Here is a 12,646-nt window from a genome sequence, read left to right on the forward strand (position 1 = left end):
TTTACCCATCTCTTTTTGTATAATTGTAATTTATCAAATATTATTCTTCAGTAGAATCTTCGTCTTCTATTTCAATACCTGATAGTACTTCTTCTATAGCAAATCCAATGTTGTTATTTAAATCATTATCACCAAATTCGTTATTTGATTCTTTCTTTTCAGCTCTTCTTTTAGCTTTTGCATTAGATCTGTTTTTGTTTTCTTCGTTATTATTTTTTCTTGGTTTTCTTTCTGTTCTTTCTGGAGCTTCTTTTAAAGCTTTGATAGAAAGACCAATTTTTTCTTCTTCTGGGTCGATGCTTAAGATTTTAACTTCTACTTCGTCACCAACTGTTAGTTCATCTGATGGTTTTTCTACATGTTCCCATGAAATTTCAGAAACGTGGATTAAACCTTCAACGCCTTCACTTACTTCTACGAAAGCACCAAAGTCTAATAAGTTAACAACTTTTCCATTTATAACATCACCAACTTCATGATTGTTAGTAAATTCTGCAAATGGTTTTTCTAAAAGTTGTTTTCTTCCTAAAGAAATTCTGTTCTTTTCTTTGTTAAGTTTTAATATTTTAACTTCAATATCATCTCCGATATTTAAAACATCCTTTGGATGTTCTACTCTTGTCCAAGCTATATCTGAAACATGAAGTAATCCATCAAGACTTCCTATTTCTACGAAAGCACCAAAGTCAGTTAGCCTTGCAACTTTACCTGTAATTACTTGGCCTTCTTCTAATTCATCCCATTGTTCATCAAGTTTTTCTTCGACTATATCTTTTCTTGATAAAACTAGACGATTTTTTCTTTCATCAATTGAAATGATTTTAAGATCCCAATGTTCTCCTACAAATTTTTTGAAGTTTTTAACAAAATATGGTGCAATTTGGCTTGCTGGAACAAAACCGTTGATTCCCATAACTCTTGCTGTTAATCCACCCTTGTTTGATCCAGTAATATCACCTTCTACTGTTTGATCATTTTCAAAAGCTTCTCTTAGGTTTTTCCAATTTTTCATTCCTTCTACTCTTCTAGTAGATAAAGCTACGTTACCTTCGCCATCATCAAGTTTAATTACATAAACTTCGATTTCTTGGCCAACTTCGAAATAATCTTTTGGGTTTTCTTTTTCTTCTTCAGTCATTTCGTCAAGTTTTACGATTCCGTCTGCACGATATTGAATATCTACAAAAACCTCATCATCTTTCACATCAATAATTGTTCCATTTACAACATCTCTTGGATATATTTTTTTCATACTATCTTCAATGCTGTTCATTAATTCTTCATTTGTTAAATCATCCATCCTATTAACTACCTCCTCGATAACCTTATCTGGTGTGGATGCACCAGCGATTACCCCTATTATATTAAAATTTGAGAGCTTTTGCAAAGGTAGATCTTTAACAGTTTCTATTCTTTGAACATTTTTACAATACTTTTGTGCTATTTGATAAAGCTTGTTTGTATTCGAACTATTAAAACCACCAACAACAACCATACAATCAACTTCTTTTGAAAGACTCTTACATGCTTCTTGCCTTAATCTAGTCGCATTGCAGATTGTATTTTCTATTACTACATCATCATTCGTCTTCTCTAACTCATGAGCAATATTCTCAAAAAAATCAATTCTGTTTGTTGTTTGACTAACAACATAAAGTTTTGACATATTTGTAATATTTTTTGCTTCAGTCTCATCTTTTATTATTATACCATCATTTATGTAAGATGCCATAGCTTTTATTTCAGGATGATTTTTATCTCCAATAATTACTACCTTATATCCTTGATTTTCTTTTTCTTTTATTTTTTTATAAATATTTAACAAAACTGGACAGGTTGCATCTATTACATCATTTTGATTTTTTCTTATATTATCTTTTAATTCTTCCCTAACTCCATGGCTTCTTATTACAATTTGGGAATCATTTAATTTTATAACTTCATTTTCATCAATAACTCCAACGCCCTTATCTTCAAGCATTTGAACTTGAGTGGGATTATGGACTAAAGGACCGAGTGTATAAGTTTTTATATTTTTTTCACTTGCTTTATTTGCAAGGTCAACACTTCTTCTAACTCCGTTACAAAATCCAGAATTTTTAGCTACAATTACTTTCATCTTAAACCTTTCTTAGAAATTTATGATTTTCATACATCTTCTCATAAGTTTCATCCATTAATTTTTCCATTGCATCTTTTGATTTATATTCTTTAAAATTTTCAACCTTTACAGGATTTTTTATATATAAGTCTGTTTTACAAAATGGTTTATAAGAAGAGATAATTTCTATTGTTAATATATCTGTTTTTGATTTAAGTGCAATATATCCTGCCCCATCTTTTATATTTTCTCTTTTTATTTCCTTTACTCTAGTTCCTTCAGGAAATATTCCCAAAATTTTTCCTTCTTTTATTAACTTTATAGAATCTCTTAACACACTTAAATCTTTTCCATCTCTTTGGGCAGGTAGGGCTTTTAATTTTTTTAAAATACTTTTTAAAATTGGTATTTCAAATAATTCTTTTTTAGCAATAAAGTGAACCTGTCTGTTTACAGCTAAGGCTACAAAAACAGGGTCAAGTAAAGACTTATGATTTGCACATATAATATACTTTTGATCTTTTGGTATATTTTCAATACCATGTACTTTTATTCTATAGATAGGCGTTACTATAAGCCTAATCAAAAAATAAATAAACCTATAAAACATCTTCTTTATCCATGTTTTCTATTATCTTATCAATTGTTTGAGCAATTGTTAAATCTGAAGAGTCTATTTCTATTGCATCATCAGCTTTTTTTAAAGGAGAAATTTCCCTATGAGAATCTAAATAATCTCTTTTTTCTATATCTTCTTTAATTTCTTCGAAACTTTTATCTATTTCATTTTGGTCAAAACGTCTTTTAGCCCTAACGTAGGATGATGCAGTAAGATAAAATTTATATTTAGCATTTGGAAAAACAACAGTACCAATATCTCGTCCATCCAAAATTATCGATTTATTATTTGAAATATTTCTTTGCATTTCCACCAAATATTCCCTAACTTCTGGCATTGATGAAACCCAAGATACATTTTCAGTAACTTCCTTATCTCTTATTTCTTTACTTACATCTTTTCCATTTAAAAATACCTTGTCTTTATTTATATCTATATTTATATTTTCGAGAATATTTTTGTCAAAATCATCAGATTTTTTTATATTATTTTCCAATAAATAAAGGGTCAGTGCCCTATACATAGAGCCGGTATTTAAATATGAAATTTTCAATTTTTTTGCTAACAAATTTGCAATTGTACTTTTTCCTGATCCACTTGGACCGTCCAAAGCTATTATAAAATTATTCATTAAAACTCCTTAAATCTTCAGCGCAGGCATAGGCTTGCGAAAAGGCAATTTGTAGGTTATATCCGCCTGTTAGAGCGTCAACGTCTGTTACTTCACCTACAAAATATAGGCCTTGAACTTTTTTTGATTCCATATTTTTAGGATTTAATTCCTTACAATCAACTCCCCCAGAAGTTACTACTGCATTTTTTACATGACTTAATCCATTAAACTCTAATTTAAAATGTTTTATTACATCTATTAATTTATATCTTTCTTCTTTTGTTATTTGATTTACCTTTTTATGAAAATCTATTTTTACCCTTTCTAAGATTACTTCTACAAAGGCATTTAGTAAAAGATTTTTTAACACATTTACTATATCCTTGTTTGAATCATTTTCAAAATCTCTCACTATCCTATTATCTAGCTTTTCAAAATCTAGTGCTGGTTTTAAGTCTATATATAAACCTTTAACTTGGCTTTTATTTATTAATGAAGACATGGTAAGAACTATTGGCCCTGTTATAAAATCTTTACCTATAAGCATTTCGCCAAATTCACTAAAATTCCTATCTTTTGTTTCAACATTTAATGAAACATTTCTTAAAGAAATTCCATTTAATAAATCTAGGTCCTTATCTTTGAATCTTATTGGACACAAGGCAGACTTTGTTTCAATAAGATTATGAGAAAATTCTTTGGCAAATTTATATCCATCGCCAGTAGATCCTGTTAAGGGATAGGAAAGACCTCCAGTTGCAATAACTAGCTTATCAAAACTATAAGTATCTTTATTTGTTTTTACTAGAAATTTTCCTTTTTCATCTTTTAATATTTTTTCTACCTTTTCATTTAATTTTAAGTCTATATGATTTTTTGTAATTAAATTTTCAAAAAATTTTATTACATCACTTGATTTCTCACTTTTTGGAAATACCCTATCTCCTCTTTGAACTACAAGTTTTAAACCTTTATTTTCTAAATAGTCCATAAGTGCATAGTTATCAAAGTTAGTAAAAGATGAGTACATAAATTTTTTGTTTACAACAATATTATCAAGAAATTCATCAAAAAATTTGGCATTTGTAATATTACACCTGCCCTTTCCTGTTATAAATAATTTTTTTCCTATTTGCTTATTTTTTTCAATTATGATTACCTTATTATTTTTATTTTTAGCATTTATTGCAGTGAAAACTCCTGCAGCTCCTGCTCCTATTATTCCTATATCCATATTTCTTATAAACTTCCTAAATACTCTAGCTCTTTTTTATCAAGCTTTTTATATTTCCCATTAGATAAATTTCCTAGCTCAATTTGACCAATCTTTATTCTTTTTAAATCTATTACATTTGATCCAAAGTGTAAAAACATCCTTCTTACTTGCCTATTATATCCTTGATGAATTACAACTTGATAGGTTCTTTCTTTCTTATCTAGTAAACTTATCTTTGCATCAGATGTTTTTTCATTTTCTGATAATTTTATACCCTTTCTAAAAAGAGCTTCATCGTCTTTAGTAAGCAATTTATCAACTTTAACTATATAGGTCTTTTCTATTTTTTTACTTGGATGAATTAATTTATTTGTTATTTTTCCATCATTTGTAATTAACATTAAACCATGGGAGTCCTTATCAAGCCTCCCAGCACAAAAAAATCTCTGGTCAATTTTTATTAAACTATTTAAGTCTTTTTTGTTATGAGGATCATAATTTGATGAAATAAAGCCTATAGGTTTGTTTAATTTATAATAGAACTTTTCTTTAATTTCTAAAAGCTTGCCCATAACTTCAACCTGGTCATCTTCCTTAACTTGGTAGGATAAGTCTTCTAGTTTTTTTCCATTTACAAAAACTAAGCCTTTTTTTATATACTCTTCACTTTTTCTTCTTGAAGCAAGCCCTGCCTTTGCTATATATTTATTGATTCTCATCAAACTCTCCCAACACTTCTTGATCAATTTTTGGCAAATCATCAAGAGTCGAAATATTAAAATATTTTAAAAATAAATCAGTTGTGGCATAAATAATTGGTTTTCCAATTTTATCAAGCCTACCATTTTCCTTTATCAACTTTTTTTCAAGTAGATTATCTATTGTTGATTGAGATTTAACACCTCTAATTTTGTCAATTTCTGCCCTTGTTATTGGTTGTTTGTAGGCAATGATTGAAAGAGTTTCTAAAGACGAATTTGATAATTTTTTATCGGATTTTTTTACAATATTTGCTATATATTTTTCATGTTCAGCTCTTGTAGAAAACTGATACTTATTTTCATATTTTTTTATAAGAAGTCCGCTTGATTTTTCATTTCTTTCTACCATAATTTCATCAAGAGCATTTCTTATTTCAGATTTATCTGCATCAAAAATTATTTTTGATAAATCATCAATATCTATTGGATCTCCCCATATATATAAAATTTCTTCAATTATTCCCTTTAAATAATATCTATTCATCTTTTTCCCTTTTTATTATCAAAAATTCATTTATATTTTCTTCTTCCAAATAAATTTCCTTAAGCCTAACTAGCTCAAGAAGAGCCAAAAAAGTTCCGATGCAAGAAGCCTTAGATTTTATTTCATCAATAATTGAATTTAACCTAATTGATGTCGAAAATTTTAATGTATTTCTTATTTTTTTAATATAATCATTTACATCTAGTCTTTTTATTGTCTTAATAAGGTCTGGTTTTTCAATTTTTTCATTTTTGTAGGCCTTAATTAATTTTGTAAATTCATTTTTTAATATATTTACATCTTTACTTATTATTTCATCTTCGTTTTTATATTGGGATAAGTCTTCTTGATATTTAGTATAAAATTTTTTCGATTCTTCTTCCAAAAATTTTAAATCATCCTCAACACTTTTTATCTTTTTATATTCAATTAAATATGAAATAAAATCTTCCTCTATTGTGTCATCTTTTTCTTTTGGCATTAGCTTACTTGATTTTATATACAACAAAATAGAAGATATATAAATAAACTCACTTAATTGTCCAAGAGGTATATCCATTTCTTTGATAGCCTCCATATAAGGGCTTGTTATATCTTCTATTTTAATATCATAAATATCTACTTTTTGTTTTTCTATAAGTTTTAACAAGACATCAAAAGGACCTGTATAAACCTCTAGATCAATATTTAAACTATTATTTTTCATCAATCAATCTTTTTGCATATAAAACTGCAATTATGGTTTTTGCATCAGTGATTTCACCATTTATAACCATATTATAAACATCATCTACTTTATAAGATTTACTTTCTAAAAATTCATCTTCGTCTTCTTCAAGTTTGGACTCTTCTAAATTTTTTGCTAAAAAGAAAGACAATTTATCATTAGTAAATCCAGGAGATGCATGCATATCAAACAGATATTCAATATCTACTGGTTTAAAACCAATTTCTTCTTGCAATTCTCTTTTGGCAGTTTCGATTGGTTTTTCGTTTGCTTCAACCAGACCTGCTGGAATTTCTAAGGTGAATTCATCAACTGCTTTTCTATATTGGCGAACCAAATAAATGGAATCTTCTCCATCAAAAGCAATTATTCCTACCCCTTTCATATGGTCAACTATTTCTCTTTTTGAATATTTTTTATCGGGCATCTCTACAGTTTCCACCCTTAGGGAAAGAATCTTACCCTCATAAATATTGTCAACTTTTATTGTTTTTTCATAATTATCCATATTAGTTTCCTCTTCTTAAATTCTCTGCCATATCTAGCATTTCTTTAGCAGATTCTATAGTTTTTTCGGTTATGTCAACTCCTGCTAGTAGTCTTGCAATCTCTTTTGTTCTTTCTATATCTTTTATATTCTTTGAATTTGATATTGTCAAATCATCTTGGTCATACTTTTCAATTAAAATATGATTTGTTGATAAAGAAGCAATTTGTGGTAAATGGCTAATTGCAATAATTTGTCTTTTTTTAGAAAGATCTAGTATCTTTTCACCAACAATTTGTGCAGTCCTTCCACTTATACCCTGATCGATTTCATCAAAAATCATAGTATCTATTTTATCATAATCTGCAAATATTTTTTTAAAAGAAAGTACAATCCTAGAAATTTCACCACCAGAAGCTGTTGAAGATAGTGATTTTAAATCCTCACCCTTGTTGGTTTTTATTAAAAAATCAATATTATCAATTCCATTAGAATCTATATTAGTTTTTTCCATAAATACAACTTTAAAATCACCATTTTTTATGTTTAAAGATTGGATTTCTTTTTTTATTTCTTTTTCTAGATTTATTGATTTTTCTTTTCTGATTGATGATAATTTTTTGGAATATTCTTCTAATTTTGAGTCTATTTTTTCTATATTCTTATTGATATTTTTCTTAAAATCACTTATTTTCTCTAGTTCTTTCAATCTCAAAGAAATTTTTTGATGATATTTTAAAATATCTTCTATTTCATTGCCATATTTTCTCTTTAAATCAAATATTTTTTGATTTATCATCTCAAGTTCATACAATCTTTCTGGATTTTGATCTAAGCTATCTTTGAATCCATCCAAATCTGAATAAATCTCATTTACTAGGTCTATAACTGTATTTATCTTCTCATTTACATCTTCTATTTCCTTATCGATAGATGAAAATTCTGATAGGTTTGAAGAAAGACCTGCCAAAAGAGAACTAATTGTAGCTTGATCATAATCAAAAGATGAAATTAGCTCTTCACTTTTTTCTATACTTTCTCTTAGTTCTGTTACAGAATTTAATTTTTTATATTCTTGATAGATTGCCTCTTCATCTATATTTTCTAAATCAATTTGTTCTATATCATCAAGTTGATAATTTATAAGCTCTTTCTCCCTTAAGACTTCTTCTTGAGATAGGTTAAATTCATCAAATTTTTTAAGCAGTTGATTTTTTTTATTATATAGACTTTTAATTTCTTCTTTTAGAAAAATAGACTGATCATTTTTTTGGTAAGAATCTATAATATTTAAGTAATTATCCTTATCCATAAAAATATTAGAATCGCCTTGCTTATAAATGTCAATTAGTAATGTTGCTATTTCCTTTACCATAGAAAGATTTACAGCCCTGTTATTTAACCTAATTGAGGAAGATTGTTGTGAAATTGTCCTAGTAATTATAAGTTTATTATCATCAAAAATAATATCTTTATTTTCTAATTTTTTTAATGTTTGATCGTCTAATATAAAGACAGCCTCTATTATAGTTTTATCATCAAATTTACCAATTACATCCTTATTAGCTCTTTTCCCTAAAACTATATTTATAGCATCTAAGATTAAACTTTTCCCTGAACCAGTTTCTCCAGTAAAAACATTAAATCCCTTATCAAAAAATAAATGATCTCTCTTGATAATTACAAAGTTATTTATAAATAACTCAGCTAACACTTACTTCACCATACTTCTTAAAGTTTCTATTAAATCGTCAATGTCATCAAGATTTTTCGGTGTAATAAATATGGTATCAAGTCCTGTTACTATTCCACCAATATTTTCAAGCTTTGCATTTGTTATAAAAAGCCCACACACTGTTGCTGTATAAGAAATAGTTTTTATAACAACAAGTTGATAAGACCTTTCTACGGATAGGACTGATTCTTTAAAGATTTTTTCCATTCTTTCATTCAAGGAATCATAAACTGTATCTATAACAGTATATTTGTATTCATAATCATCAGTTTGAACTTTGGAAATTCTAAGTTCTTTTATATCTCTAGAAATTGTAGCTTGAGTAGCATCAACTCCTTGATCTCTTAATAATCTTGAAAGTTGACTTTGTGTTTTCACTTCATTATTTTGAATTATATCTAAAATAAGTCTTTGTCTAGTATATTTTTTCATTTGATCCTCTCTGTTAAATAGTCAATTAAATAAATATGAAAATCATTATTATCAAAATCTTTGATATTTTCTTTTGCCTTTTCATTAAAATCTAATAATAATTTTTTAGCTTCATCCATTGAAAGACAAGATAAGATATTTAACTCTATTTCATCATATTTGTCTAAAATATCATCTTGTAATTGAAAGGCCATCCCCAAATAATAAGCGTAGTTTTCAAGTTTTTCTAATTTTTCATCGTCTATCTGACAATATAAACCTGCCATCATTAGAGCTGCCATAAATAATCTGGAAGTTTTATTTTTATAAACATCCAAAATGTAAGAAAGATTTTCATTTTTATTTGCTTTTATGTCAAAAATTTGACCCTTAATCATTCCATCTTTTCCACATGCCCTTGCCAAATACCTTGCTGGTTTAAGAAAACGTTGGTCCTCTATACTCAAATTTAAAATATTTTCAAATGCAAATGACAAAAGACTATCGCCAACTAGAATAGCTTGGTCTTCTCCAAATTTTTTATGAACTGTAAATTTTCCTCTTCTATAATCATCATTATCCATGCAAGGCATATCATCATGTACTAAGGAGTAAGCATGAACCATTTCAAGTGATAAGGCACAATCAATAATATTTTTATCTAACTTATCTCCTAAAAGCATCCTACATGTTTCTAAAAATACAATTGGTCTAATTCTTTTGCCTGAATCACTTGCATAAATCAAAGCCTCATTTAAGGGATTATCACCCATAAATTTTTCCTTCATAGCTTGATCTATAATTTTTTTGTCAGTATTTAATATCCTATCAAATTCTTTTTTGTTCATATTAGTCATTATTTATTACTTCTACCTTTGCTTTGTAGTCATTAATTTTATCGTTGAGTGTATTATAAATTTCCTTTGCCTCTTTGTAAATTTCAAGGCTTTTATCGAGATTATCCTTGTTTTTTTCTAAGTCTTCTAACAAGGATTCCATTTTTTTATAATTTTCTTCAAATGAATTATCCATCATATATCTCAGCTTTCACTTCTCCATCACTAAATACTATTTTAACCTTATCCTTGATTTTTAAGCTATTTTTAGAATAAATTAACTTATCCTCTAAGTCCTTAATATAAATACTTTTCTTTTTGATTTCTAAAATTGAATTTATAGAATTAAGCCTATATTTTAAAAGTGAAATTTTATTTTCTTTTTGTCTTATATCATTTTCTATAGTTTTATTAAATTTATCAAACAATAGATTTAAATCATTTGATTTTTTTTCTAATAAATTCTCAATTTTATATAATTCTAATTTATCCCCTAGATTTCCTAATTTTAATTCTTTTAAGTCTATATTCCTATTTAAGGTCTTTTTAATATTTATAAATAAGTCATTTATCTTATCTCTAATTTTTTTATAATTTCTCACTAAATAGGATCCTGCTTCAGTTGGTGTCTGCAAGGACACATCACTTACTAAATCAGTTAAGGATAGGTCTATTTTGTGTCCTATGGCTGATATAATTGGAGATTTAGCCTTGTAAATTTTTTCTACAAGGTCTTTTTCATTAAAAACTTTAAGGTCTTCCTTGCTGCCACCACCACGAGTTATTACTATTGCATCTAATTTTTTTTCATCCAAAATATCAATGGCATTAATAATCTCACTTTTGGCACTAAGGCCTTGAACTTTTACAGGGTAAAGATAAATATTTATATCCGATATTTCCTTATTAATAACCGAAATAAAATCAACAATAGCTGCTGATTTATCTGATGTTATAAGTCCTATGTTTTTTGGATAGGAAATTATTGATTTTTTTCTTTCTTGGTCAAAATAACCTTTTTTATAAAAATCTTCTTTAAGTTTTAAAAATTTTATATAGTCTTCAGATAATCCTTTGCTTTCAATATTATTTACAGCAATAGAAATTTTGGAGAAAAAGCTATTATAAATTAAATTACCCTCTACAATAACTTCGTCTCCATTATTATAAACTCCTAAATCCTTATCTTCATAATAGTAAATTGCACAATCTATGACTTCTTCATCTTCTTTTAATGAAAAATAAATATGATTATGAGATATCTTATAATTAGCTATTTCACCTTTTATACTTACATTTTGAAATAAGGGATCAAGTTTTATAGAAGTCTTTATATATTGGTTAAATTGTTTAACACTCAAAGATTTCAATTAATTACTCTTTTCTGCAATTTTCCCTAAAAAACTATTAATAAATTTATACCCATCGCTTGTTGAATATTTTTTTGAAATATTCACAGCTTCATTTATAGATACACTTACAGGGATATCTAAGTATTTCATTTCATTTACACTTAAAAATAAAATTGCCCTATCAACCTTAGCAAGTCTTTTTAAAGAAGATAAACCTATTTGATTAATAAGTATATCTTCTATATTTTTAAAATTTTCAATATATGATTTTAATGACTGAAATAAAAAAGAATCTCTTTTTAAGTCTAAGTCATGATTTATAATAGCTTGATCTATATCATCAATATTTTTAATTTGATTTTCAAATATTATTTTAAAGACCCAGTCTCTTTGTTTTGCTCTATTCATTATATTACTAAACTATTCACTTCGACATTAACTCTCTTTACAGATAAGCCAGTCATAGTTTCAACTTGTCTTTTTACATTTTCTTGAACATTTTTTATTGTTTTTCTAACATTTACATCTGCACTAAGAACAAGATTTAGGTCTATAATTACAAAACCATTTACTACAGAAATTTTTGTATCTTTTTTTGCTTCTTTGTTGGATTTTGTATTGGATTCAACTACACCATTAATTTCCTCACAAGCTTTTTTAGCAATAGCTTCAATAGTTTCATTTGCAATCTTTACACTTCCATATTTAAATGCTCTTGTCATTATTTCTCCTTTATACTCTTGATAGATATTCCCCTTTTCTAGTATCTATCTTAATAACGTCACCTTCATTTACAAAAACTGGTACATTTATTACAGCTCCAGTTTCAACTTCTGCAGGTTTTGTTACATTTGTTGCTGTATCTCCCTTAATAGCTGGCTCTGTTTTTACAACTTCAAGCTCTACAAAATTTGGTGCTTCAATAGAAAATGGATTATTTTTATAAAATCTCATTGTAGCTGTATCATTTTCCTTTATGTAAGGAATAGCTTCTGCAACAGCATCCTTGTCTACAGGAATTTGTTCAAAAGTTTCTGGATCCATAAAATAATATAATTGTCCATCATTATATAAATATTGCATTTCTTTTGTAGATATAATTGCTTGTTCAAATTTTTCATTTGGGTTAAAAGTTACATCCTTATTTCCACCTTGCATAACAGACTTAATCTTAGCCCTAACAAAAGCAGCTCCCTTTCCTGGTTTTACGTGTTGGAAATCAATTACTTGGTAAACATCCCCATCGTATTCAAAAGTTATTCCTTTTCTTAAATCATTTGCTGATATCATATGTCCTCCTAATT

Annotated in this window: 16 protein-coding genes; all 16 read right to left on the minus strand. The window is 27.2% G+C overall.

The annotated features are described in order from the left end of the window. Positions 1-40 precede the first annotated feature (40 nt). Genes CJ192_RS02720 through efp form a run of 16 tightly spaced genes read right to left on the minus strand, consistent with a single transcriptional unit; the run spans position 41 to position 12,632 of the window. On the minus strand, positions 41-2,119 hold the full coding sequence (locus CJ192_RS02720) for a bifunctional 4-hydroxy-3-methylbut-2-enyl diphosphate reductase/30S ribosomal protein S1 (RefSeq protein ID WP_102197676.1): 2,079 nt from the start codon (positions 2,117-2,119) through the stop codon (positions 41-43). A gap of 1 nt (position 2,120) precedes the next feature. Then, positions 2,121-2,711 carry a lysophospholipid acyltransferase family protein gene (locus CJ192_RS02725; RefSeq protein ID WP_102197677.1) on the minus strand — a complete coding sequence of 197 codons (591 nt, stop codon included), beginning with the start codon at positions 2,709-2,711 and terminating at the stop codon, positions 2,121-2,123. Continuing rightward, on the minus strand, positions 2,701-3,351 hold the full coding sequence (gene cmk / locus CJ192_RS02730; protein ID WP_102197678.1) for a (d)CMP kinase: 651 nt from the start codon (positions 3,349-3,351) through the stop codon (positions 2,701-2,703). The genes CJ192_RS02725 and cmk overlap by 11 nt, the downstream gene beginning before the upstream one ends. Continuing rightward, positions 3,344-4,567 carry a BaiN/RdsA family NAD(P)/FAD-dependent oxidoreductase gene (locus tag CJ192_RS02735; protein ID WP_102197679.1) on the minus strand — a complete coding sequence of 408 codons (1,224 nt, stop codon included), beginning with the start codon at positions 4,565-4,567 and terminating at the stop codon, positions 3,344-3,346. The genes cmk and CJ192_RS02735 overlap by 8 nt, the downstream gene beginning before the upstream one ends. Positions 4,568-4,572: 5 nt before the next feature. After that, positions 4,573-5,268 carry a pseudouridine synthase gene (locus CJ192_RS02740; RefSeq protein WP_102197680.1) on the minus strand — a complete coding sequence of 232 codons (696 nt, stop codon included), beginning with the start codon at positions 5,266-5,268 and terminating at the stop codon, positions 4,573-4,575. Next, positions 5,255-5,794 carry an SMC-Scp complex subunit ScpB gene (gene scpB, locus CJ192_RS02745; RefSeq protein WP_102197681.1) on the minus strand — a complete coding sequence of 180 codons (540 nt, stop codon included), beginning with the start codon at positions 5,792-5,794 and terminating at the stop codon, positions 5,255-5,257. The genes CJ192_RS02740 and scpB overlap by 14 nt, the downstream gene beginning before the upstream one ends. Next, a complete protein-coding gene (locus tag CJ192_RS02750; RefSeq protein WP_039913935.1) occupies positions 5,787-6,500 on the minus strand; it encodes a segregation and condensation protein A in 714 nt (237 codons plus the stop codon). The genes scpB and CJ192_RS02750 overlap by 8 nt, the downstream gene beginning before the upstream one ends. Beyond that, entirely contained in the window at positions 6,490-7,029 is a 540-nt protein-coding gene (locus tag CJ192_RS02755) for an NUDIX hydrolase (RefSeq protein ID WP_004816420.1), read from the minus strand. The genes CJ192_RS02750 and CJ192_RS02755 overlap by 11 nt, the downstream gene beginning before the upstream one ends. A 1-nt stretch (position 7,030) precedes the next feature. Next, a complete protein-coding gene (gene recN / locus CJ192_RS02760) occupies positions 7,031-8,722 on the minus strand; it encodes a DNA repair protein RecN (protein ID WP_004816591.1) in 1,692 nt (563 codons plus the stop codon). Then, on the minus strand, positions 8,723-9,175 hold the full coding sequence (locus CJ192_RS02765; RefSeq protein WP_004813173.1) for an arginine repressor: 453 nt from the start codon (positions 9,173-9,175) through the stop codon (positions 8,723-8,725). It abuts the gene before it with no gap. Further along, positions 9,172-10,011, minus strand: coding sequence for a polyprenyl synthetase family protein (locus tag CJ192_RS02770; protein ID WP_102197682.1), 840 nt, complete (start codon positions 10,009-10,011; stop codon positions 9,172-9,174). The genes CJ192_RS02765 and CJ192_RS02770 overlap by 4 nt, the downstream gene beginning before the upstream one ends. Next, positions 10,004-10,189: an exodeoxyribonuclease VII small subunit gene (xseB, locus tag CJ192_RS02775; protein WP_102197683.1), complete on the minus strand. Its 186-nt coding sequence runs from the start codon at positions 10,187-10,189 to the stop codon at positions 10,004-10,006. The genes CJ192_RS02770 and xseB overlap by 8 nt, the downstream gene beginning before the upstream one ends. Beyond that, positions 10,179-11,360 carry an exodeoxyribonuclease VII large subunit gene (gene xseA, locus CJ192_RS02780; protein WP_102197684.1) on the minus strand — a complete coding sequence of 394 codons (1,182 nt, stop codon included), beginning with the start codon at positions 11,358-11,360 and terminating at the stop codon, positions 10,179-10,181. The genes xseB and xseA overlap by 11 nt, the downstream gene beginning before the upstream one ends. Next, on the minus strand, positions 11,361-11,750 hold the full coding sequence (gene nusB / locus CJ192_RS02785) for a transcription antitermination factor NusB (protein WP_102197685.1): 390 nt from the start codon (positions 11,748-11,750) through the stop codon (positions 11,361-11,363). It abuts the gene before it with no gap. Continuing rightward, positions 11,750-12,064 carry an Asp23/Gls24 family envelope stress response protein gene (locus tag CJ192_RS02790; protein ID WP_004813168.1) on the minus strand — a complete coding sequence of 105 codons (315 nt, stop codon included), beginning with the start codon at positions 12,062-12,064 and terminating at the stop codon, positions 11,750-11,752. Before CJ192_RS02790 ends, nusB begins: the two co-directional genes overlap by 1 nt. Positions 12,065-12,074: 10 nt before the next feature. Then, positions 12,075-12,632 (minus strand): elongation factor P, encoded by a 558-nt coding sequence (gene efp, locus CJ192_RS02795; RefSeq protein ID WP_004813166.1) that lies wholly within the window; start codon positions 12,630-12,632, stop codon positions 12,075-12,077. Positions 12,633-12,646: the final 14 nt, after the last annotated feature.

Source organism: Anaerococcus hydrogenalis (genome assembly GCF_002871895.1).
GTDB lineage: Bacteria > Bacillota > Clostridia > Tissierellales > Peptoniphilaceae > Anaerococcus > Anaerococcus hydrogenalis.